At 64.8% G+C, this 22,653-nt stretch carries 23 protein-coding genes and 1 tRNA gene; 15 read left to right on the plus strand and 9 right to left on the minus strand.

Annotated elements, in window-relative coordinates; genetic code table 11:
- The first annotated feature begins 25 nt into the window (after positions 1-25).
- The 8 genes from A7U43_RS14610 (at position 26) to A7U43_RS14645 (ending at position 7,197) form a co-directional block, all read left to right on the plus strand.
- Complete coding sequence (locus A7U43_RS14610; protein ID WP_067996462.1) at positions 26-886, plus strand: ParA family protein; 861 nt, start codon at positions 26-28, stop codon at positions 884-886.
- Entirely contained in the window at positions 883-1,695 is an 813-nt protein-coding gene (locus tag A7U43_RS14615; RefSeq protein ID WP_067996464.1) for a segregation/condensation protein A, read from the plus strand. The genes A7U43_RS14610 and A7U43_RS14615 overlap by 4 nt, the downstream gene beginning before the upstream one ends.
- Positions 1,695-2,429: an SMC-Scp complex subunit ScpB gene (scpB, locus tag A7U43_RS14620; RefSeq protein WP_067996468.1), complete on the plus strand. Its 735-nt coding sequence runs from the start codon at positions 1,695-1,697 to the stop codon at positions 2,427-2,429. Before A7U43_RS14615 ends, scpB begins: the two co-directional genes overlap by 1 nt.
- A gap of 1 nt (position 2,430) precedes the next feature.
- Positions 2,431-3,174: a pseudouridine synthase gene (locus A7U43_RS14625; protein ID WP_067996471.1), complete on the plus strand. Its 744-nt coding sequence runs from the start codon at positions 2,431-2,433 to the stop codon at positions 3,172-3,174.
- Positions 3,171-3,857, plus strand: coding sequence for a (d)CMP kinase (cmk, locus tag A7U43_RS14630; protein ID WP_067996474.1), 687 nt, complete (start codon positions 3,171-3,173; stop codon positions 3,855-3,857). Before A7U43_RS14625 ends, cmk begins: the two co-directional genes overlap by 4 nt.
- Positions 3,854-5,254, plus strand: coding sequence for a ribosome biogenesis GTPase Der (gene der / locus A7U43_RS14635; RefSeq protein ID WP_067996477.1), 1,401 nt, complete (start codon positions 3,854-3,856; stop codon positions 5,252-5,254). Before cmk ends, der begins: the two co-directional genes overlap by 4 nt.
- Positions 5,255-5,297: 43 nt before the next feature.
- Positions 5,298-6,065: a sulfite exporter TauE/SafE family protein gene (locus A7U43_RS14640; RefSeq protein ID WP_067996480.1), complete on the plus strand. Its 768-nt coding sequence runs from the start codon at positions 5,298-5,300 to the stop codon at positions 6,063-6,065.
- 205 nt (positions 6,066-6,270) lie between these two features.
- A complete protein-coding gene (locus A7U43_RS14645; RefSeq protein WP_067996482.1) occupies positions 6,271-7,197 on the plus strand; it encodes a sulfite exporter TauE/SafE family protein in 927 nt (308 codons plus the stop codon).
- On the opposite strand, the gene A7U43_RS14650 is transcribed toward A7U43_RS14645, so the two are convergent.
- Positions 7,177-8,667, minus strand: a complete 1,491-nt coding sequence (locus A7U43_RS14650; protein WP_067996484.1) for a cryptochrome/photolyase family protein — start codon at positions 8,665-8,667, stop codon at positions 7,177-7,179. The genes A7U43_RS14645 and A7U43_RS14650 overlap by 21 nt on opposite strands.
- A gap of 102 nt (positions 8,668-8,769) precedes the next feature.
- Between A7U43_RS14650 and A7U43_RS14655 the strand changes: the two genes are divergently transcribed.
- Positions 8,770-8,846 (plus strand) — tRNA-Pro (locus tag A7U43_RS14655).
- A gap of 140 nt (positions 8,847-8,986) precedes the next feature.
- On the opposite strand, the gene A7U43_RS14660 is transcribed toward A7U43_RS14655, so the two are convergent.
- Complete coding sequence (locus tag A7U43_RS14660) at positions 8,987-9,853, minus strand: CPBP family intramembrane glutamic endopeptidase (RefSeq protein ID WP_067996487.1); 867 nt, start codon at positions 9,851-9,853, stop codon at positions 8,987-8,989.
- Between the two features lie 501 nt (positions 9,854-10,354).
- On the opposite strand from A7U43_RS14660, the gene A7U43_RS14665 reads away from it, so the two are divergent.
- On the plus strand, positions 10,355-11,461 hold the full coding sequence (locus tag A7U43_RS14665; protein ID WP_082902142.1) for a type III polyketide synthase: 1,107 nt from the start codon (positions 10,355-10,357) through the stop codon (positions 11,459-11,461).
- A gap of 9 nt (positions 11,462-11,470) precedes the next feature.
- Entirely contained in the window at positions 11,471-11,980 is a 510-nt protein-coding gene (locus A7U43_RS14670; protein WP_067996490.1) for an isoprenylcysteine carboxyl methyltransferase family protein, read from the plus strand.
- Positions 11,981-12,050: 70 nt separating this feature from the next.
- Here A7U43_RS14670 and A7U43_RS14675 read toward each other — a convergent pair whose 3' ends face one another.
- The gene (locus A7U43_RS14675) at positions 12,051-12,587 is read right to left on the minus strand and encodes a TetR/AcrR family transcriptional regulator (RefSeq protein ID WP_067996493.1); all 537 of its coding nucleotides are present in this window, start codon (positions 12,585-12,587) and stop codon (positions 12,051-12,053) included.
- Between the two features lie 380 nt (positions 12,588-12,967).
- Between A7U43_RS14675 and A7U43_RS14680 the strand changes: the two genes are divergently transcribed.
- Positions 12,968-14,275, plus strand: a complete 1,308-nt coding sequence (locus A7U43_RS14680; protein WP_067996496.1) for an MFS transporter — start codon at positions 12,968-12,970, stop codon at positions 14,273-14,275.
- A gap of 114 nt (positions 14,276-14,389) precedes the next feature.
- Here A7U43_RS14680 and A7U43_RS14685 read toward each other — a convergent pair whose 3' ends face one another.
- The 4 genes from A7U43_RS14685 to A7U43_RS14700 all read right to left on the minus strand — a co-directional run bounded on the left by A7U43_RS14685 (position 14,390) and on the right by A7U43_RS14700 (position 18,254).
- Positions 14,390-15,532: a sulfotransferase family protein gene (locus A7U43_RS14685; RefSeq protein ID WP_067996499.1), complete on the minus strand. Its 1,143-nt coding sequence runs from the start codon at positions 15,530-15,532 to the stop codon at positions 14,390-14,392.
- Positions 15,529-16,311, minus strand: coding sequence for an SDR family oxidoreductase (locus A7U43_RS14690; protein WP_067996503.1), 783 nt, complete (start codon positions 16,309-16,311; stop codon positions 15,529-15,531). The genes A7U43_RS14685 and A7U43_RS14690 overlap by 4 nt, the downstream gene beginning before the upstream one ends.
- A 3-nt stretch (positions 16,312-16,314) precedes the next feature.
- On the minus strand, positions 16,315-17,442 hold the full coding sequence (locus A7U43_RS14695; RefSeq protein ID WP_067996507.1) for a hypothetical protein: 1,128 nt from the start codon (positions 17,440-17,442) through the stop codon (positions 16,315-16,317).
- Positions 17,443-17,564: 122 nt separating this feature from the next.
- Positions 17,565-18,254 (minus strand): SRPBCC domain-containing protein, encoded by a 690-nt coding sequence (locus tag A7U43_RS14700; protein WP_231963317.1) that lies wholly within the window; start codon positions 18,252-18,254, stop codon positions 17,565-17,567.
- 100 nt (positions 18,255-18,354) lie between these two features.
- On the opposite strand from A7U43_RS14700, the gene A7U43_RS14705 reads away from it, so the two are divergent.
- On the plus strand, positions 18,355-19,203 hold the full coding sequence (locus tag A7U43_RS14705; RefSeq protein WP_068002748.1) for a mycofactocin-coupled SDR family oxidoreductase: 849 nt from the start codon (positions 18,355-18,357) through the stop codon (positions 19,201-19,203).
- Between the two features lie 64 nt (positions 19,204-19,267).
- Here A7U43_RS14705 and A7U43_RS14710 read toward each other — a convergent pair whose 3' ends face one another.
- The gene (locus tag A7U43_RS14710) at positions 19,268-20,125 is read right to left on the minus strand and encodes an oxidoreductase (protein WP_067996512.1); all 858 of its coding nucleotides are present in this window, start codon (positions 20,123-20,125) and stop codon (positions 19,268-19,270) included.
- Between the two features lie 69 nt (positions 20,126-20,194).
- A complete protein-coding gene (locus tag A7U43_RS14715; protein ID WP_067996513.1) occupies positions 20,195-21,199 on the minus strand; it encodes a 1-aminocyclopropane-1-carboxylate deaminase in 1,005 nt (334 codons plus the stop codon).
- 148 nt (positions 21,200-21,347) lie between these two features.
- On the opposite strand from A7U43_RS14715, the gene A7U43_RS14720 reads away from it, so the two are divergent.
- Together A7U43_RS14720 and A7U43_RS14725 are read left to right on the plus strand one after the other, a co-directional pair.
- Positions 21,348-22,022 carry an SRPBCC family protein gene (locus tag A7U43_RS14720; protein WP_067996515.1) on the plus strand — a complete coding sequence of 225 codons (675 nt, stop codon included), beginning with the start codon at positions 21,348-21,350 and terminating at the stop codon, positions 22,020-22,022.
- 41 nt (positions 22,023-22,063) lie between these two features.
- Positions 22,064-22,630: a dihydrofolate reductase family protein gene (locus tag A7U43_RS14725; protein ID WP_068002751.1), complete on the plus strand. Its 567-nt coding sequence runs from the start codon at positions 22,064-22,066 to the stop codon at positions 22,628-22,630.
- Positions 22,631-22,653 lie beyond the last annotated feature (23 nt).

Below are 22,653 nucleotides of genomic sequence, written 5' to 3' on the forward strand. Positions count from 1 at the left end.
CCCGCCCGATCTGCGTGGCTGCCGCATGAGCGAAGACGACGCGGCACCCGAGATCGGCCTCACCGGGCGGCCGCCCCGCGACATTCCCGAGCCCCGTCCGCGCAGCGTGCACGGCCCGGCCAAGGTCATCGCGATGTGTAACCAGAAGGGTGGGGTCGGCAAGACCACCTCGACCATCAACCTGGGTGCGAGCCTGGCCGAATACGGCCGGCGGGTGCTGTTGGTGGACTTGGACCCGCAGGGCGCGCTGTCCGCCGGGCTCGGGGTACCGCATTACGAACTCGAACACACCGTGCACAACCTGCTGGTCGAGCCGAGGGTGTCGATCGATCAGGTGATCATCAACACCCGGGTGCCCGGGCTGGACCTGGTGCCCAGCAATATCGACCTGTCGGCCGCGGAGATCCAGCTGGTCAACGAGGTCGGCCGTGAGCAGTCGCTGGCCCGCGCACTGTATCCGGTGCTGGATCGCTACGACTACGTGCTCATCGACTGCCAGCCGTCACTCGGCCTGCTCACCGTCAACGGACTGGCCTGCGCCGATGGCGTGATCATCCCGACCGAATGTGAGTACTTCTCGCTGCGTGGGTTGGCCCTGCTCACCGACACCGTCGAGAAGGTGAAGGACCGGCTCAACCCCAAGCTGGAGATCAGCGGCATCCTGGTCACCCGGTTCGACCATCGGACCGTCAACGCCCGCGAGGTGATGGCCCGGGTGGTCGAGCGGTTCGGCGATCTGGTCTTCGACACCGTCATCACCCGCACGGTGCGTTTCCCGGAGACCAGCGTGGCGGGTGAACCGATCACCAGTTGGGCGCCGAAATCCACTGGTGCCCTGGCATATCGGGCCTTGGCCCGCGAGGTCATCGCCCGGTTCGGGTCGTGACCGAGGCGGCTGCTCCGGAGGCCGCCCAGGGTTTCCAGGTCCGGCTGAGCAACTTCGAGGGCCCCTTCGATCTGCTGCTGCAGCTGATCTTCGGGCACCGCCTCGACGTCACCGAGGTCGCCCTGCACCAGGTGACTGACGAGTTCATCGCCTACACCAAGGAGATCGGCCGCCATCTCGAACTCGACGAGACGACGGCGTTCCTGGTGATTGCCGCCACACTGCTCGATCTCAAGGCGGCCCGGCTGCTGCCTGCCGGCGAGGTCCACGACGAGGACGATCTGGCCCTGCTGGAAGTGCGTGACCTGCTGTTCGCGCGGCTGCTGCAGTACCGCGCGTTCAAGCACGTCGCCGAGATGTTCGCCGAACTGGAAGCCGCCGCGTTGCGCAGCTACCCGCGCGCGGTCTCGCTGGAACCGCAGTTCGAACAGCTATTACCCGAGGTCATGCTGGGTGTGGACGCTGATCGGTTTGCTCAGATCGCGGCGACCGCCTTCACCCCGCGTCCGGTCCCGACGGTGCGCCTGGATCACCTGCACATCCAGCCCGTCTCGGTTCCCGAACAGGCCAAACGCTTGATGGGGTTACTGGAGATGCGCGGCGTGGGGCAGTGGGCGTCGTTCTCCGAGCTGGTCGCCGACTGTGCGGGGTCGATGGAGATCGTCGGCCGGTTCCTGGCGCTATTGGAGCTGTACCGGGCCAGGGCGGTAGCATTCGAGCAAGTAGAACCGCTTGGTGTGCTCCAGGTTTCGTGGACCGGGGATCGGCCAACCAACGAACACCTAGCAGCCGCAGTGGAAGAAGACTGATGACCAACGATGTGACCGATACCGAGCCGGGTGTCGACCCGGCCCCGGAACCGGGCGCTGAAGAGGTCTCCGAGGACACCGCGGAGCCGGTCGCCGAGGCCCTCGACGATGCCGAGTTCCGCTCGGTCATCGAGGCGCTGTTGCTGGTGGTGGACACCCCGGTTACGGTGGAGGCGCTGGCGTCGGCCACCGACACCTCCGAGGACCGCGTCGCGGCCACCCTGGCCGAACTGGCCGCCGAGCTCACCGAACGGGGCAGCGGTATCGATCTGCGCGAGGCCGGTGGCGGGTGGCGGATGTACACCCGCGCCCGCTACGCCCCGTATGTGGAGCGGCTGCTGCTCGACGGCGCCCGTTCCAAACTGACCCGCGCCGCGCTGGAGACGCTGGCCGTGGTGGCCTACCGCCAGCCGGTGACGCGGGCCCGGGTCAGCGCGGTTCGCGGCGTCAACGTCGACGCGGTGGTGCGCACCCTGGTCGCCCGCGGTCTGATCACCGAGGCGGGCACCGATTCCGACAGTGGCGCCGTCACGTTCGCCACCACCGAGCTGTTCCTGGAGCGGCTCGGCCTGTCTTCGCTGGCTGATCTGCCCGACATCGCGCCCCTGTTGCCCGATGTCGATGTCATCGATGACCTGAGTGAAAACCTCAGCGCCGAACCGCGCTTCGCGAAGCTCGACGGTTCGCCCGCTGTACCCGGCACGCCGTCGGGTTTTGATGTGGACAAGGACTGACATGGTCGAGCCGGATGGTGTTCGGTTGCAGAAAGTGTTGTCGCAGGCGGGAATTGCTTCTCGTCGGGTGGCAGAGCGGATGATCCTCGACGGTCGCGTCGAGGTGGACGGCCGGATCGTCACCGAGCTGGGTACCCGGGTGGACACCGAAAACTCGGAGATCCGGGTGGACGGGGTCAAGGTGCGACTCGACGACACCCTGGTGTATCTGGCGATCAACAAGGAACGCGGTATGCACTCCACGATGTCGGACGACCGGGGTCGCCCGTGCGTGGGTGATCTGGTGGAGCACCGCGTGCGCGGGAACAAGAATCTGTTCCATGTCGGGCGCCTCGACGCCGACACCGAGGGCCTGTTGTTGCTGACCAACGACGGCGAACTGGCCCACCGTCTGATGCACCCGTCCTACGAGGTGCCTAAGACCTATCTGGCGACCGTAGTGGGCACGGTGCCGCGCGGGCTGGGCAAGAAGCTGCGGGCCGGCGTGGAACTGGACGACGGGCCGATCGCCCTCGACGATTTCGCGGTCGTGGACACCTTGCCCGGAAAGTCGCTGGTCAAGGTGACACTGCACGAAGGCCGTAAGCGCCTGGTGCGCCGGCTGCTGGCCTCGGTGGGCTTCCCGGTCGAGAGCCTGGTGCGCACCAGCATCGGCGCGGTGGAGCTGGGCGATACGCGTCCCGGCAACATTCGGGTGCTGACCCGCAAGGAGATCGGCGAGCTGTACCAGGCGGTGGGAATGTGAGTGCTGTGTTGACGATAGCTCTGGACGGACCCGCCGGGACCGGAAAGTCTTCGGTGTCAAGAGGTTTGGCGCGCGCCATGGGTCTGCGCTACCTCAATACCGGATCGATGTACCGCATCGTCACGCTCGCGGTGCTGCGTGCCGGTGTGGACATCCACGACGCCCAGCGGGTGGCCGATATCGCCGGCGGGGTGGACCTGTCGGTCGGGTACGACCCCGACCTGGACCAGGCGTACCTGGCCGGTGAGGACGTGTCGGCAGAGATCCGCGGTGACGAGGTCACCCGTGCGGTGTCGGCGGTGTCCGCGGTGCCCGCGGTGCGCGCCCAGCTGGTGCAATTGCAGCGCGCGCTTGCCGCCGGGGACGGCGGGGTGGTGGTCGAGGGACGCGATATCGGTACCGTCGTGCTGCCCGATGCCGACGTCAAGATCTACCTGACGGCGTCGCCGGAGGTACGCGCCCAGCGGCGCAACGCGCAGAACATCGCGAGCGGCGTCGAGGACGCTTACGAGGCCGTGCTCGCCGACGTCAAACGCCGGGACCACCTCGACTCCACCCGGGCGGTATCACCGCTGCGGCCGGCCGACGATGCGGTGATCGTCGACACCAGCGATATGAACGAGGCACAGGTGATTGCACACCTGCAGGAACTGGTACAACAGCGGGCCGGAGCGCACCGATGAGCGAAGACGGCACCTGGTACGACGAAAGCGACTGGGAAGAAGGATCGTTCGACGACGATGGCGTCGAGGAGGACTACGCGCCGCCGCCGGTGCTCGCCGTGGTGGGACGTCCCAATGTCGGCAAGTCGACACTGGTCAATCGCATCCTGGGCCGTCGCGAGGCCGTCGTTCAGGACATCCCCGGAGTGACCCGCGACCGGGTCTCCTACGACGCGAACTATCTGGGCCGCCGGTTCGTCGTACAGGACACCGGGGGATGGGAGCCCGACGCCAAGGGCCTACAGCAGAAGGTTGCCGAACAGGCCACGGTGGCGATGCAGACCGCCGATGCGATCGTCATGGTCGTCGACGCGGTGGTCGGCGCAACGTCGGCCGACGAGGCCGCCGCCAAGCGCCTACAGCGTGCGGGAAAGCCGGTCTTTCTGGCCGCCAACAAGGTTGACAACGAGCGCGGGGAAGCCGATGCCGCCGCGCTGTGGTCGCTGGGCCTGGGGCAGCCGTACCCGATCAGCGCCATGCACGGCCGCGGGGTTGCCGACCTGTTGGACAGTGTGCTGGAGAAGTTGCCCGAGGCCTCCGAGGTCGGCGGCGGTCCCGGTGGGCCGCGTCGCGTCGCGCTGGTGGGCAAACCCAACGTGGGCAAGAGTTCTCTGCTGAATCGGCTCTCCGGTGACGAACGGTCCGTGGTGCACGATGTCGCCGGCACCACCGTGGACCCCGTCGACTCGCTGATCGAACTGGGCGGTAAGCCTTGGCGTTTCATCGACACCGCCGGTCTCCGACGCAAGGTCGGCCAGGCCAGTGGGCACGAGTTCTACGCCTCGGTGCGCACCCACAGCGCCATCGACGCCGCCGAGGTGGTGGTGGTGCTGATCGACGGGTCACAGCCACTGACCGAGCAGGATCAGCGGGTGCTGTCCATGGTGATCGAGGCCGGGCGTGCACTGGTGCTGGCGTTCAACAAGTGGGATCTGGTCGACGAGGACCGGCGCTACCTGCTGGACAAGGAGATCGACCGTGAGCTGGCGCAAGTGCAGTGGGCGCCGCGGGTCAACATCTCGGCCAAAACCGGTCGCGCGGTGCAGAAACTGGTGCCGGCGCTGGAAACCGCGCTGCAGTCCTGGGATGCCCGCATCCCGACCGGCCGGCTGAACACGTTCTTCAAGGAGATCGTCGCGGCCACCCCACCGCCGGTGCGCGGCGGGAAACAGCCCCGCATCCTGTTCGCCACCCAGGCGGCCTCGCGCCCACCGACTTTCGTGTTGTTCACCAGTGGCTTCCTGGAGGCCGGGTATCGCCGGTTCCTGGAGCGCAAGCTGCGGGAGACTTTCGGTTTCGAGGGCAGCCCGATCCGGATCAATGTGCGGGTCCGGGAGAAGCGCTCCGCACGGAAGTAGCGCCCGTCGGCTGGGTAGGGTGGCCACAGTGTCGACCACCCACATGATCCTGATCGCATTGGCCGGCGTGGGGGCCGGGGCAATCAACGCGATCGTCGGTTCGGGCACCTTGATCACCTTCCCGACCCTGGTCGCGCTCGGCTTTCCGCCGGTCACCGCGACGATGTCGAACGCCGTCGGGCTGGTGGCCGGTGGTGTCTCGGGCACGTGGGGGTACCGCCGCGAACTGCGCGGGCAGTGGAACCGGCTGCGCTGGCAGATTCCGGCCTCGCTGCTCGGCGCCGGTCTCGGCGCGTGGCTGCTGCTACACCTGCCGGAAAAGGTGTTCACCCGCATCGTCCCGGTGCTGTTGATCCTCGCACTGGTGCTGGTGCTGCTCGGCCCGCGCATCCAGGCCTGGGCGCGGGCGCGCGCCGAAGCCATGGGCCAGACCGCCGATCATGTGTCGGCGGCCCGGATGACCGCTCTGGTGGCGGGAACATTCGCCGTCGGTGTCTATGGCGGCTACTTCACCGCAGCGCAGGGGATCCTGCTGGTCGCGGTGATGGGCGCGTTGCTGCCCGAAGATATGCAGCGCATGAACGCCGCCAAAAATCTGCTGTCGCTGCTGGTCAACGTGGTGGCCGCGGTGGCCTACACGGTGGTGGCATTCGACCGGATCAGCTGGGTGGCGGCCGGCCTGATCGCGGTGGGTTCGCTGGTCGGTGGATTTCTCGGTGCCCACTACGGGCGCCGTCTGTCGCCCGGTGCGCTGCGGGCCGTGATCGTCGTGGTGGGATTGATTGGGCTTTACCGGTTGTTGTCCGTGTAGTCTGGCCTGCGGCTTGAGAAACTGGGAGGACTCCGATGAGTGAACGCGCTGTCGCGGCGTCACCGTCTGAGTTGTGCGCGCTCGAGCCGTTTTGGCCGTCGCGCCGGTTGATGGCTTTCGACGAGTGGTGTTGTCGGCGTCCCTGACGTCCGCCCATCCGTCGCAAGGCCGCCCCGTGGCCTCCTGATCGAAAGCAGCCGAACCAGTGCGTTCGCTCATCATCTTCACGCTTGTCGGCGTCGGCGCCCAGCTCGTGGACGGCGCGCTCGGCATGGCGTTCGGTGTCACCGCCACCACCCTGCTGGTGCTCTCCAACGTCGGTGCCGCGCAGGCCAGTGCCGCGGTGCACCTTGCCGAGGTCGGCACCACGTTCGCCTCGGGTCTGTCGCACTGGAAGTTCAAGAACATCGATTGGGCGCTGGTGGCCAAGCTGGGCGTGCCGGGCGCGGTCGGTGCGTTCCTGGGGGCGACGGTGCTGTCATCGCTGTCCACCGAGCACGCGGCGCCGTTGATGGCCGCGATCTTGATGGCGATCGGCCTCTACGTGTTGCTGCGGTTTTCGCTGCGGACACCGCTGACGTTCGGCGGCCGCGGGACCAGCCACAGCACGAAGTTCCTTGCCCCGCTCGGGCTGTTCGGTGGATTCATCGACGCCTCGGGCGGCGGTGGCTGGGGCCCGGTGACCACCAGCACCCTGCTGTCGCAGGGCAAAACGGCGCCCAGAACGGTCATCGGTTCGGTCAGCGCATCCGAATTCTTGGTCTCGGTGTCGGCGTCGCTGGGCTTCCTGATCGGACTGCGCCAAGAGTTCCTGGAGAACTGGCCGGTGGTGGTGGGGCTGATGATCGGCGGCGTGATCGCTGCACCGGTCGCCGCCTGGCTGGTCAGCCGTATCAGCCCGGCGCTGCTGGGCACCGCGGTCGGCGGCGTCATCGTGCTCACCAACAGCCAGAAGCTCGTGCACTTCTTCGATATCCAGTGGCCGTGGTCGACCGCGATCTACTCGCTGATCGTGGTGGTGTGGGTATCGCTGGTGATCTACGCGTGGCGGGTGACGCGGGCGCCGCGGTTCGCCCCGGAAGCCGGGCCCGTGCCGGCCGGCGAGCCCGAGTCAGAAGCGGTCACGCGCTGATTCCTGCTCCAGGACGGCGTCGAGGTCGCTGAGCCGATCCATCGTCGACACCGATCGACGGGTCCGGTTGTTACGAGCCAGCAGGTCGCGGTGGCGGTGGGTGAAGGCCCAATAGCCCGCCGTGAACGGGCACGCGTCCTCGCCGAGGCGTTTCTTCGGGTCGAACGCGCAGTCGCCGCAGTGGTCGCTCATCTTGTTGATGTAAGCGCCGCCGGAGGTGTACGGCTTGGTCGCGAGCAGCCCGCCGTCGGCGTGCTGACTCATGCCCACCACGTTGGTGGGCATCACCCAGCGGAATTCGTCGACGTAGGCGGTGGCGAACCACTCGGTGAGTTCATCGGGGCGGTAGCCGCGCTGTAGGGCGTGGCTACCGAGAATCATCAGTCGCTGGATGTGGTGGGTCCAGCCGCGGTCCCGGACGCCCTGCAGTGCGGAGTGCAGGCAGGCGGCGGTGACCGCGTCGGCATCCAGGTCGGTCCACCAGTCGGGTAGCCGGGTGTGGGCGTCGAGCGCGTTGTTGCTCGTGTAGTCCGGGCCGAAGTGCCAGTACAGGTGCCACATGTATTCGCGCCAGCCCAGGATCTGCCGGACGAAGCCCTCGACGGCGGCCAGCGGCGCCGTCCCGTTGTGGTAGGCCTGCTCGGCGGCCTCGACCGCGTCGAGAGGGTGCAGCACGCCGAGGTTGAGCGGCACGGACAGCAGCGAGTGCGACATCGCCCAGTCCTGGCTCATCATGGCGTCCTCGTAGCGGCCGAAGACCGGCAGCCGGTGTTCGATGAATCTCTTCAGGGCGCGTCGTGCTTCTGCGGGGGTGACGGCGAACAGGCGGGGACCGTCGTTTCCGACGGTGTCGAGGTCGAGTGCGTCGAGGTCGCGGCGGACCTGTTGGTCGATGTCATCCTCCCGAGGTTTGTACGGGGCGGGGACATCAAGGGTCTTCTGCTTCTTCGGCGGTGGTTCCCGGTTGTCCTCGTCGTAGTTCCACCGGTGCCCGACGGGATCCTTGCCCTCCATGAGAACGTCGAAGCGGCGCCGCTGGTCGCGGTAAAAGTCCTCCATCCGGAAGCGGGTGCGCTCGCCGGCCCAGGTCCGGAAGTCCCTGCGGGGCAGCGCGAAGGTCGGGGTCGGCAGGACCTCGGTCACCAGCCCCTGCTTCTGCAGGCGGTGGACGAACTTCTCGGCGGCGTGCGAGGTCGGCTCGTGGACAAGGACCGGCCGGTTAAACGTCTCCAGGGCCTCGGTGTAGCTGTCGGCCTGAATGAGGGTGGCGCGGTCACCGAGGTCATGGGCGGCATGGCGCAGCGCCGAGAGCACCAGGTGCAGCTTCTGTCGGTGGTAGCGGCGCTTGGCCAATGCCGCGGTGGATTCGATGAGCAGCACCTCGCGATGGGCGTGTTCGCCGCCGTACACGGCGGGCCCGAGCTGGTCGGCGAACAGCCACAGGGGAGTGTCATCGCGGGTGTCCGGCACCCCTGATCAGTACCCAGATCCGCGACGGATGACGCGGTTGGGATTCGGGTAGGGGGCTGAGGTAGAGTTTCGACCGCCTACCGGCGATCCCGGGAGGCAACTCGGGCTGTGGCGCAGCTTGGTAGCGCACTTGACTGGGGGTCAAGTGGTCGCAGGTTCAAATCCTGTCAGCCCGACCAAGAAAACCCGCTCCGACCAGTGTCGGAGCGGGTCTTTCGGTTTGCAGGGGCGGCCAACGAGGGGGCCCGGTGGGGTCGAGGGCTTGTCGAGCGACCCGCGCTGGGCAGACGCAAGCTCCGCCGTAAGCCCCCGGTCGCCACTACGGTCGAGCGGTCCGAGGTCCGCGTCGCCGCCACAGGATCACGCCGCTACAGACTCCCTGCAGCATCACTACCGTGCTGACGGCGGCGGCGAAGACTCCGGCGGACTGATCGGCCGCCGTCAACAGGTCGAAACCGGCGTGCCAGAGCACCACCGGCACGATGCTCCACTGTGCGCCCACGGTCAGCCAGCTGAGTAGGTAGGACCCACACATCAGCGCCACCATCCAGCCGAGGAGACCCGCACCCATCGACATATAGGTCGGATTGAAGAAGAACGCGGGACCGTGCCAAGCGATCCACACTCCGGCGACGATCAGGGCCGCCCAGAAAACTGAGATCTGATGGGACAACCTGGGTAACAGCCAGCCACGCCAGCCCGCTTCCTCGCCCACGCCGAATGAAACCGCCCAGACCAATGCGACGGCGGGCCAGGGGAGTCCCGGCAACTTGTCGGTCTGCCCGAATCCGTTCAAGTCCGGCCACTGGCCGCTGGTCGCGCGAACTGCAAGACAGCCGATCATGAAGTAGCCCAATGGCATAGCGATGCACGCGATCCACCACGTCCGGGTGTACCGCAGTGAGAACACCCGTCGTGCCCACCTGATCAGGCCGCACCTTCCGGCTTCCCACCACGTCGCCGTCAACGCCCCGCACAGGGGGCCCACCGAGGCCAGGAAGAAGGTCCAGGGCATGGTATCGATGCCAGTGCTTCGCGCCCGGATGAGGATGGGCAGCCAGATCAACCACGTGACCGCGAATGTCGTGATGACGAAGACGGCGACTCCGCCGCCGCGGCCCGGCTCGTCGACAGCCCGCGGCGGGTAGGAACGAAGCGATGGTGGATTCTCTGAACGTTCAGTCATCCGTCGACTGCACCGCGATCAGATGATGTGCCACCGGATTCCCCTCGACCTTTCGCGCTGTTACCGATCCTGTCCTGTCTGCCGGATGTCGTTCCGGTGCAGATGCTCACCCCAGGATCGCACGGCGGGCGTCTGGGGACGGACGCCGCGCCGGCTCGAATCGGCCATCGCGCGGAAGGGCTTCGGTGGACCGGAAACCGTCGTCAGCCGAACAGCCGTTGAACCGACAGAGCCTGGAACCAAACGCGAACAAGAGCTCGCCGCAACGTCGTAGACACCGTTCTCAGGCGATCATCAGTAAAGCGGCACGTGCCGAACAGATTTCGGTCCTTTTCTGGGCGGCGCATGGCAATGCGGTGTCGAACCTGTCAGACTTCTCAGCAAAGTGGGCTTGAACTGCATTTATAGCGCGGATTTGTCAAGAGGGCGTTAATTCGCGCGGTATCTCACAAAGTGCCGTTTCGGATGAACCCATTCCCGGGTTGGCTGCGTTACCCGGGCATGACAGACACATCGGAAACCCCTTTTATCCACACCCTCGGCGACCCGCGTTCGGGTGCCCCGCACATCGCAGGGACCGGGGTGGCCATGACGCCGCACCGGTACTCGCAGGACGAGGTGGTGCGCGAGCTCAGTGCGATCATCGACCCGGCATTCACGCGGTTCGCGAGCACCAGCGGCGTCCAGACCCGCAGCCTTGCCCTTCCTCTCGATCGATATGCGACATTGGCGGGCTTCACCGAGGCCAACGAGGCCTACCTTCGCGTCGCGACGGAACTGGGTGAGCGTGCCGCCCGTGCAGCGTTGGACGACGCCCATCTGCGCCCGCAGGACGTCGATGCCGTCATCGCCGTCTCGAGCACGGGCGTGGCCGTCCCGACCATCGACGCGCGGATCGCGTCTCGGCTCGGGTTGAGGCCGGACGTCAAGTGGCTCCCGCTCTTCGGGCTCGGCTGCGTCGCCGGTGCCGCCGGCCTGGCCCGGGCGCATGATTACCTTCGCGGATTCCCTGACCATGTGGCGCTGTTGTTGTCGGTCGAGCTGTGCTCGCTGACGCTGCAACGCGATGACACCTCCATCCCGGCGTTGATCGGTCTGTGCCTGTTCGGTGACGGGGCCGGTGCCGTGGTGGCCACCGGGGCCGATCGAACGCCGGCCGGGCCCAGCATGATCGGCAGGCCGCGGGTGGTGTCGACCCGCAGCAGGTTGTTTCCCGACACCGTCGACGTGATGGGCTGGAATGTCAGCGCGAACGGATTTCAGCTGGTGATGTCGCGCGATGTTCCCAGGATGGCATCGGACTACCTGGGTGCCGAGGTCACCGACTTCCTGTCCGAGTACGGCCTGACGACCGACGACGTGACCACCTGGGTGTGCCACCCGGGTGGGCCCAAGGTGCTCGATGCGGTGTCGGAGGCGTTGGACGTCCCGCCCGCAGCGTTGCGACACAGCTGGGATTCCATGCGGGACAACGGCAACATCTCGTCGGCATCCGTGCTGGACGTGCTGAACCGCACGCTGACAGCGCCGCCGGCCCGGGGGACGACGGGCCTGCTGCTGGCCATGGGGCCGGGATTCAGCTTCGAGCTCGTGCTGCTGGGCTGGTAGGGGCGGGCGATGTATTACCTGTTCATCGCGCTGATCGGTGCCGAACGGCTGGTCGAGCTGGTGGTCTCGCGCCGGAACGCCACCTGGTCCTTCGCCCGCGGGGGCCGGGAGTTCGGTCGGGGTCACTACCCGGTAATGGTCGGTATGCACGCGGCACTGTTGCTGTCGTGCGTCGCCGAGGTCTTCTTCGCGCACCGTCCGTTCATTCCCGCTCTGGGGTGGCCGATGGTTGCCGTCGTGGCCGCCAGCACCGCCGTGCGTTGGTGGTGTGCCACCACGCTCGGCAAGCACTGGAATCCGAGGCTCATCATCGTGCCCGGCGCCGAGCTGGTGCGCAGCGGTCCCTACCGCTGGGTACACCACCCGAACTACATGGCGGTCGCCGCGGAGGTGGTGGCCCTGCCGTTGGTGCATTCGGCGTGGCTGACGGCCATCGTGTTCACCATCGCCAACGCGGCGGTGCTGCGGGTGCGCATCAGCGCGGAGAACCGCGCGCTGGGTTACTCGGTCGGCGCGTAGCCCGGCGGCGGCGTCACCGGTGACAACTGCACCTTCGGCCGTTTAGATGGCTGGTCGCTGGCCGCCTACCTCACGTTGGGCGGACCCCTTCGTTGCGCAAACGCTGATCCGACATTGTCAGACCGACCGCGGATACGCTGCGCTGCAACCGGTCCTGAAGCTCGGTGAGACCCATCCTGCGTTGCACGAGGGCCGGCAGGTTCACCATCCATATGTCGGTGACGAGTTCGCACAGCTCACCGCGGCCGCCGGGGCTGTCGCCGATGGCCAATGCGAACAGCGCACCAAGCCTCGCACGTACATTGTCTGACTCCATTGCCGTCGAGTTCGTCAGCAAGTAAGAGCGCACGAAGGCATCCGCGAGAAGTGGACGTTCGATGAGGCCAAGGGCGATACGCGCGGACACGTGCAGCATGCGGGAGACGGGTCCCCTGATGCCGACCACCTCGGCATGGACGACAGGGAACAGGTCGGAGAGCCAATTCTCAAGGCACGCTACGAGAAGCAGGTCCTTCGAAGGAAAGTGCCGGTAGAGCGTGCCGGGGGAGACGTGTGCGGCACGGGCCACCGCCCTGATCTGAAAACTGTCATAGCCCTCAGTTGTCATACCGGTCGCGGCAGCGAGGAGACGGTGCGCTGGCGAGGGTCGCCTGCCGTTGGTCGAAGACGAGTTGCAGGTGTCCATTGGCGCTCGCAACAACATCTCTCCTTGGGGCTCTCTCGACTGGCTTCGTCGCGTTGCGATGCAGAACCGAACGGGACCGGGCAACGCCGTGAGTCGAGGGTCACGATAGAACCGATCTGCTGGGTGTCGTTTGGCGACTGCTCAGTCAATGGAACGGTGATTCCGGTGCAGTTCGGCGGGGTCGGAATCGGTGGACGCACGGTGCCGAAGCTGCCATGCACACGTGCCGTCCCGGACGGTGAGACAGCACTGTTGCTGCCGGTCACGCAGGCAGAAAGATGTCCGTTGTTGTCTATCCGGCCATGAGGAGACACGTGAACGAGACGACGCCCACTGACCCGCGGCTACTGCCGAGGATCGCTTTCTCCAGTCTGTTGGGTACGGCGATCGAGTACTACGACTTCTTGGTCTACGCCACGATGAGCGCGCTCGTCTTCGGTCTGGTCTTCTTTCCGGAGTCGAACCCCGCGGTGGCTACCATTGCGGCGTTTGGAACGTTGGCGGCCGGATACGTTGCACGCCCCTTCGGAGGAATCCTGTTCGGGCACTTCGGCGATCGACTAGGCCGGAAATCGATGCTGGTGCTGACGATGGTGCTGATGGGTACCGCGAGCTTCCTCATCGGATTGCTGCCGACGTACGCATCCGTCGGCGTGGCGGCCCCGGTGCTGTTGGTCGTTTTGCGGGTAATCCAGGGCATTGCCATCGGAGGCGAATGGGGTGGGGCCACCTTGATGGTCACTGAACATGCCGACCCCGAACGTCGAGGATTCTGGAACGGCATGATGCAGATGGGGTCACCGATCGGTTCGCTGTTGTCCGTCGCCGTCGTCACTGCCATCACCCTGCTGCCGGATGAGGACCTTCTTTCCTGGGGTTGGCGCGTACCGTTTCTCTTCAGCTTGTTGTTGCTCGGCATCGGAATCTACGTACGCATGTCGATCGCGGAAAGCCCGGTGTTCGAGGCGGTGAGACATGCATCGTCGATCCACAAACCTCGTCTTCCGCTAATGGAAATCCTGCGGAGGCCGAGACCATTGTTGATGGCGACCGCGGTCGGTATCGGTCCGTTCGCGCTGACTGCCCTGATCGCGACGTACATGATCAGCTATGCCACGGCGATCGGCTACCACCGCACCGATGTCATGACCGCCCTGATCTTCACGTCGCTCACGGGATTGGTTGCCATACCGTTTTTCTCGGCACTATCGGACCGCGTCGGCCGGCGGCCAGTGATGCTGGCCGGTGCAATGGGAATCGTCATGTATGCCTGGCCGTTCTATGCGCTGGTGGACCTACGGGCACCGGCCTATCTGACGGCGGCAATGGTGGTCGCGCAGGTGATCCAGTCGATGATGTACGCACCGCTCGGTGCCCTGTTCTCGGAGATGTTCGGTACCGAGGTGCGCTACACCGGTGCGTCCATGGGGTATCAGCTCGCTGCTCTGATCGGCGCGGGGTTCACGCCACTGGTTGCCAGCAGCTTGCATGCACACGATGTCACGCGCACTCCACTCGTTCTGCTGGCAGCCGGTTGCGGAGTCGTCACAATCGTGGCGGTCTTGTTTGTCGACGAGACCCGTGGGAAGGACTTGACGACCGTCTGGTGACCTTGATCACCGGCGACCCGAGCGAGAGCTGGGTTCCCGGGATCAGGAACCCAGCGTTCGGCTGGTGAGACAGTGCCGTGACATGGGGGCCGTCGCGCCCAGCTCAGTGGGCGGCTACCGGCCGAATCTTTCGAGCACTTGTTCGGCTGTCAACCCGTAGTGACCCAGCGTGTACCGGTGCTTTGGTGCACGGTGACTTTCGTTGCCCTCTCGATGTGCGAGGTGCATGGCTGATATCGCGTCACCGGTCAATTCCAGAGCGAAACGACGGTACACCCCGGAAGCCACACCGACCGGATCGGCGACGAAGTCAAAGTAGTCAACGTCGCAGAACTGTTCGGGGTTGTAGTCGGCGCGTGACTTGTTGAAGCGCTCGATGCCTCGCGCCCAGGTGTCCAGGACGTCTTGGCCGATCTGGGCTCCCACGAAGGTGTTGGACCAGCCTTTCGTGCTGTGCTCGGCCAATGAACACATCGATGCCAGCAGTGTTTCGGCGGGGCGGTGGCACACAACGATCAATGCATCGGGGTACACGGACATGATCGCGTCGAGACTGAACAGGTGGCTGGGATTCTTGAGAACCCAGCGCTTGTGCGGCTCATTCAACCCGATCAACTGCAGGTTCTTGCGGTGCCGACGAAAGGATGGCGTCCAATCTTGGGCAGCCAACCAGCGTGTGTAGCTGGGCACGTGCGCCAGAGACTCGTAGGACACCGAGTGCAGTGACTGACGCAGCAGCTGCCAGCATTCCTCCAGGACGTCCTCCGCGATATAGTGCAAGCCCAGAAACTCGGGATTTTCTTGATGTGCCTTGGCGTAATACTCTTTGAGCGCCCGATATTCGGGAATGGTCTCCCACTGGTCGCGTGGCGGCCGAGGTTGAGGGTGCTCCGCCAACCAGAGCTCCAGCCCCTGATGCTTGGGGTCGGCGCCGAGTAGGCGGTGCAGCGCCGTCGTGCCGGTGCGGGGCAAGCCAGTCACGAAAATGGGTTGGGTGATTTCGACGTTCGAGTGGTCGGGGTTGCGTTTACAGGCTGCCTCGCTCAGCAGGCGTGCCACCAGTCCCGAGCGCAGGTAGTGACGCGTCATGGTTGCGCCCAGAGGCGTGAAATCTGCTTCACGGGAATAGCTTTCGAGAAGAACGTGCAGCGCTTCGGCGTAGTTGTCGGTGGGGTCACCGAAGTCGCTGTGGCCGGCAATCTCGACTGCCTGCTTACACAGCGCCTCTGCTGTTCCAACCTCGGACGTCACGGTCATGCTTTGTACTCCCCACAGTTGACATCAAGGGTCTGGCCGGTGATTCCACTTGCCAGTTCGCTGATCAGAAAGAGAATTGCCGATGCGACATCGTCCTCGGTCACCAACCGTTTCAGATCCGACGACGCTGCTGCTGCGGCATAGACATCATCGACGGACACCCCTGAGGCATCTGCCTGTTGCTGGAAGTAATCCTTGAGTACCTGCCCCCAAATATATCCGGGCGCAACAGAATTTATACGAATGCCGCGGTCTCCCAGCTCACTTGAAAGAGACTGGGACATGGCCAACAGTGCTGACTTGGCCATTTTATAGGGACCGTATAACGGATCGGAGTGTCTGATGACCATCGAGCTCAGGTTGACGATCGAACCACCCGATCCGGCGAGAGCGGGGGTAAAGGCCTGGACGGTGCGAAGCACACCCAGGACCGTCAGCTCCAAGGAATCGCGGATATGAGTGAAACTGGTTCCGGCAAAAGGCTTCATGGATGGATACATGAAAGCGTTGTTGACGAGGCCGTCAACCTTGCCGTAGGCGGACAGCGCTTCTTGGGCGAGGGCCTCTACTTCGTTGTCGACGGTGATATCCGTGGGTACGGCGACCGCGCGCCGACCGGTTCTGGCTACCATCTTGGCGATGTCGTCGAGCCGTGGCGCCGACCGCGCCGCCAACACCAGATCTGCACCTTCCTGCGCGCATCGCAGAGCCAAAGTGGTGCCCAAGCCTGGGCCGACACCCGTAATGACGACGACCTTGTCGTGAAGCAATTCCACCATGGTTCAGCCCAGCATTCTCTGACCGATCTGCGACTGCCGCAGCGCTATTCGTGCTCTCCAGTCAACTTCGGAGATCGTGTTCTGGGAGAAGAAGGGGAGCGTGTTGGCGACATCGGCGAAGTTGACGAGTCGAACAGTGGGGCCATCATCCTCGGTCAGTGTGCGCGACAACCGCTGCCAACGGAACTGGAGATAGCCGCGACGGTGGCCCACGGTCTCAACCCAGTTGGCGACACCAGGGTTCTGTTCGCTGACAACGATACGCACCAAACCGTCGGGGTCGACCTGCATTTGAGTGCCGTTGAGAGAAGTTTGGTGGTTGATGTAATCCAGGGATGTGTACCACATGTTGCCCAGTTGAAACCCCATGTACGGTGCATCGCTCATGGGCACCGTGATGATCAGCGCCTGATCCTGGTCCAGCGCGAAATGCCCCGCTGACGAGTACTGGGTGGTGAGACCGCCGGGGGTGGAACGCGGAGCCACGACGGTGTTGACCGGTAGGTTCAGATAGAACCACTGGGGAAACTGGAGCCACGTTTTCACCCGATTGATCAGTTGTGTTGCAGCAAGCTTGAATTGCTGCTCGACAAGCTCGGTGGTCAATGGCGGCGGAGCTGTGCCGACGGTATCGGTGCGATGGATGGTCAGAGTTCCCCGCTGTTGTGACCAGTCGCCATAAACCTCACGGACGACCAGTTGGCCCGAGCGCTGCGGGACGAATCGCCACTCGAAGTGGCCGTCTTCCGAGATGCTGAGGTCACGGTCGTCGAAGGCTACTTCGCTCTCGGGCACCGTGTCGTCGGTGTACTCGCCAGCAAGGTACTGGAAACTCAGGTCGGTGGTGTTCCCCCGGACTCCGGTGACGACGTACTCGAAGCCGGCCTGCATCTTCGCTCCGAGATACAGGGTGTCCGGGTTGTCGAGCCCCATCTTGGTGAAAGGGCCGGTGCCGGTGAGGAGAAAGGGATGGCCCGGGTATTGGTGAAAGGCCTGGTGGGTGCACGCAGCAATGCCCTCGGCCAGATAATGCAGACCTTCGGCGAGGTCGTGGTCGCTGTCGATGTGTGGCGCAGCCCTGACCAATCGTTCTGCTTCGCTCATTGCGTCGGCTAACAGGTCTGAGTTCATGTTCGGGACGCTAGCCACCGCCAGGTTGGCGTCGCCCGGGCGCGCCCACTCAGCGGAACGTTTTCAGGTGATGTTGGTTTATTTACCCAAGATTTTTCCCAGCGGTCTTGCTGGTGGGTGCATCATCTTGGGGCAAGGCTGCGGACGACGTGGACGAGCTCGCTGCGCCGCTTCAAAGCTGTTGCGGTGTCGTCGAAGGCACGTTTCACCCAGTGGCCCGTCGCCTCCATGATGGCGTGGGCATGATCGCCCAAGAAGGCGTCCGTGGAGTAGTACCGGCATCGGTTGGCATCGACGCGCTCGATCACCTGGTCCCTGCGCGCGGCGTATGGCGACGTTTCGCTGGCAACCAACTCCCAGGACAGCAACTGTTCAGGGACCACCGCGCAAACGAATTCGGTGTTGGTGAAGGTGCCCGCGCCGTGCTCGTAGTCTGTGAGCACCATGTCAACTGGGGCGCCGAGTTCCAGTGTCGATGCGGCCGAAACGCAGAATGGATTCCACAACGGGTAGCGGTCCAGGTCCACCAGTACATCCCAGACGACTTTCGACGGCGCATTGATCTCGACGGTGATCGATTCGACCAGTGTGCGCGGGTCGTAGGTGGGTATCTGAAGCTCTGGCATTGGGGCGCTCCTGTGAGAAGTGTTGCTAAGCAGGATGTTCAGCCGTGATCTGGATGAACTTTCGCATCGTGCCACCGCTGCAGGGGCTGGTTGCCGTTTAGGATCGGTCAGTGGGATGTGGCTGATCACGGCCGACCGCGTGTGCTTATTCTCCTGCGGTACTTCGCCGGCGCCGGATTCGGCCATTCGTCTCGACTATCTGGATGGCCCGGCGTGGCCGATACCGCCTTACGCTGACCGGCCTCGCGCCGAGTTTTGCGGGAAACGAGAGAAAGTCGAGACCGTGATGAGTGTCGGACCACTGGATGGACAGGTTGCCTTCGTGACCGGGGCCGCGCGCGGTCAGGGACGGTCGCACGCGGTCCGCCTCGCTAAGGATGGCGCGGACATCGTCGCACTCGATATCTGCTCGCCGGTATCAGGCTCTGTTGTCTATCCGTCGGCCACGAACGACGACCTGGCTGCGACGGTCGAACTCGTTGAAGCGCAGGGGCGGAGAATTCTCGCGCGCGCGGTCGACATTCGCGATTTGGCTGCCACCGAACTGCTGGTCAACGAGGCCATCGAGATGTTCGGTCGGCTGGACATTTTGATTGCCAACGCGGGTGTGCTGAGTTGGGGACGATTGTGGGAGTTGTCGGAGGAGCAGTGGGATGCAGTCATCGACGTGAACCTATCGGGTACCTGGCGCACTCTTCGTGCCGTCGTACCCGCCATGATTGCTGCCGGAAATGGCGGCAGCATTGTCATCGTCAGTTCCGCAACCGGTCTGAAGGCTACCCCCGGCAACGGGCACTATTCTGCGTCCAAGCATGGCCTTGTGGGCTTGACCAACGCCTTGGCAATCGAAGCCGGCGAGTACGGGATTCGCGTCAACTCGATACACCCGTACTCCGTCGACACCCCGATGGTGCAGGCGGAGGCGATGGCAGATCTTTTCGGCAGGTGGCCGCACTACCTACATAGTTTCGCGCCGATGCCGTTCCGCCCTCTCGAAGCAACGGGTGAGCCGAGAAGCGCCGATGTACTTCTGCCCGGTGAGGTATCCGATGTCGTCGCGTGGTTGGCGGGGCCAGGCTCGGCGACATTGTCGGGTTCCCAAATCGCCGTTGACCGCGGTGTGATGAAGTACTGATTGCACTCACGGTTGGCACCTCGGCACCTATCCGGAGCCGGTCGCAAACACGCAAGTACCCGATCTACGGCGCAAAGTCGGCGGGCAGCTCGATATCCGAGATCGCGACGTTCTCCTCGAGGTGGGTTATCGAGGAGGTGCCCGGGATGAGCAGGACGTTGGGAGCAACCGACAGTGTCCACGCCAGCACGACCTGGGCCGGCGTATAGCCCAGCTTCGCGGCGGTCTTGCGCACCGAGGCGTTACCGAGGACCGGGTTCTCGGGGTTGAACCCGGAGCCGAGCGGAAAGAACGGGACGAACGAGATGCCGTGTTCGGTGCACATGTCGAGCACCGGTTGTGAGGAGCGATCCAGCAGATTGTAGGCGTTCTGGACGGTGACGATCTCGGTGCGATCCAAGGCAATTCGTAGGTGATCGACCGAGGCGTTGGACAGCCCGATCCCGGTGATGAGCCCCTCATCGCGGGCGGCGATCATCGCCGTGAGCTGGCGGTCGAACAACTCGCGGTCGACGGGCCCGACGGTGCTCGGGTCACCGGAGTGGATACGGAGATTTACGGCGGCAAGCCGATCGGTCCCGAGGGTCCGCAGGTTCGCCTCGATATCAGCACGCAATTCGTCGGGCTGTTGTGCAGAGAGCCAGTCGCCGCGGTCGTTACGACGTGCACCGACCTTGCTGACCAGGGCCAGGTTGTCGGGGTAGGGATGCAACGCTTCGCGGATGAGTTCGTTGGACACGTTGGGCCCGTAGAACTGCGCGGTGTCGATATGGTCCACGCCCAGGTGCACGGCACGCTTGAGCACGGCGATGGCCCGCTCGTGATCACGAGGCGGTCCCATCACACCGGGGCCGGGCAACTGCATGGCGCCGAATCCGACGCGGCTCACCGTGAACGGACCCAGCGGGAAGGTTGTTCTCATGGCACAAACTACCTCGGTGCCCCCGGAGTTATTCCGACGAGGACATAAGTCGTTGCGGGTGGCGGGTTGTCAGAAGATGCCGCTGTAGGCGTTCAATGCCGGCTGTCCACCCAGGTGGGCGTAGAGCACCTTCGCGGTGGGTGCGATCTGCCGGGACTGCGCCAGGTCGATCAGCCCGGCCATGGATTTACCTTCGTAGACCGGGTCCAGGATGACACCTTCGAGCCGGCCGGTCAGCCTGATCGCGTCGATGGTGGATTGCACGGGTATGCCATACCGGTCGCCGGCCCAGCCGGCGAGAACGGTGATCTCATCATCGCGGAGCTCACGGCCGAGACCGATGAGCTCGGCGGTGTTGCGGGCGATGCGTTCGACCTGGGCGTGCGTCTGGTCCAGGGTGGCCGACGCGTCGATGCCGATGATGCGGCGCGGCCTGTCCTGGCCTGCGAAACCGGCGATCATGCCGGCGTGGGTGGACCCCGTCACCGTGCAGACGACGATGGTGTCGAAGAAGATGCCGAGTTCGGTCTCCTGCTGCTGCACTTCATGGGCCCAGTTGGCGAAGCCGAGTCCGCCCAGCCGGTGATCGGATGCGCCGGCCGGAATGGCATAGGGCCTTCCGCCGGCACGTTTGACATCTTCGATGGCGTTCTGCCAGCTGTCTTTGAATTCGATTCCGAAGCCGGAGGGGTCGAGTCGCACCTCGGCGCCCATGATGCGCGAGAGCAGGATGTTACCCACCTTGTCGTTCACCGAGTCCGGCCAATCTACCCACTTCTCCTGTACCAGTACGGCTTTCAATCCAAGACTGGCGGCGACGGCGGCCACCTGGCGGGTGTGGTTGGACTGGACGCCGCCGATGGACACCAGGGTGTCAGCGCCCTGCGCGAGCGCCTCCGGGATGAGATATTCCAGTTTTCGGGTCTTGTTGCCGCCGTACGCCAACCCGGCATTGACATCCTCGCGCTTGGCCCAGATCTCGGCGCCTCCGAGATGCTGGCTCAGTCGACGAAGTGGGTGGATGGGACTCGGGCCGAACGTCAGCGGGTAACGCGCAAAATCTTCGATGGCCATTGAATCTCTCCTCCGCAACTTCCCGGTTCGAATGTAAAATGCAATATATCGCACTCGTGGGATGGTGGCGGCTCCGCGACGGTGGGTTCCGCGAGGAAGGGACCAGCGACCCTAGTGCGTCGGTTCTCCGTGGGGCAACACTGGTCGCATGGCGACAGCGATGGCGAAGTTTCTTGCGGCGAGTGCGGTGTTGTACGCGGCCAGGCGCTATTTCCGGGACTGGGGGACCACCAAGGATGAAGCCAAGCGACGCCTTCTCGGCGACGGATTGGTTGCCCCTCCGGTGCTGCAGGCCACCGAAGGGGTGTGGATCGATGCTCCGACCGAACAGGTGTGGCCCTGGCTTGTCCAGATGGGCCAGGATCGCGGCGGGCTGTACACCTTCGAAAGGCTGGAGAACGCCCTCGCTCTGCGCTATCACAGTGCCGATGCGGTGCACCCGGACTGGCAGCATCTCGAAGCCGGCGACACGGTGAGGTTGGTACCCAAGGGCTGGCTCGGCCTCGCCGAGGGTGTCGAGCTCACCGTCGCCGAAGTCGTGGCGGGTGAATCGATCGTGCTCACCACCGCGGCGCCCCGGACACCGTGGCAGCTCGTGTGGTCGTTTCACCTGGTCCCGAACTGGGACGACCGCTGCCGGCTGCTGATCAGGTCACGGCTGGCGCTGCGTCATCCGGGCGAGGTTGTGCTGGCCGAGCTACTGGGTCCGGCGCGCGCCTTCGTCACCAGGGGGATGCTGATCGGCATCAAGCGACGGGTGGAGTCGCATCGGCCCGCCGACATGGCGTCGATATCCAGCCGTGCGGCGCACCGCGACCGATAGGCGTCGCGACGACTTTCGTGCGCCGGTGCAGTCTGATCAGCATGGGCACACTCATCTATGGCCTCAACGTATCGGTGGACGGGTACATCGCCGACGCGGCCGGCAACATCGACTGGTCCGATCCGAGCGAGGAACTGCACCGGTACTGGAACGATTTCGAACGCGATACCGCCCTGGCGTTCTATGGGCGGCGGCTCTACGACCTGATGTCGTCGTATTGGCCGACCGCCGACAAGTCGCCGGACGCCGACCCGCTCATCATCGACTTCGCCCGCATCTGGTGCAATATGCCCAAGGTCGTGTTCTCCCGCACCCTGGATTCGGTCGACTGGAACTCCCGCCTGGAACGTGGCGACCCGGTAGAGGTGGTGACGAGGCTGAAGGGCGAGACCGACGGCAACTTGGAGGTGGCCGGCGCGACGCTCGCCGCGCCGATCGTGCAGGCCGGACTGGTGGACGAGTTCCGGCTTGTCATCGCGCCCACCGCCGTGGGAGGCGGCACACCGTTCTTCCCGGCACTGCCGTCATGGCTGTCGCTGCGACTGTTGGAAAACCGCACCTTCCCCGGTGGCACGGTCCTGCTGCGCTACGCGGCGACACCCGACTGATTCGCCACACACACAGGTCCGGG

Origin of the sequence: Mycobacterium adipatum, assembly GCF_001644575.1 — a bacterium.
GTDB lineage: Bacteria > Actinomycetota > Actinomycetes > Mycobacteriales > Mycobacteriaceae > Mycobacterium > Mycobacterium adipatum.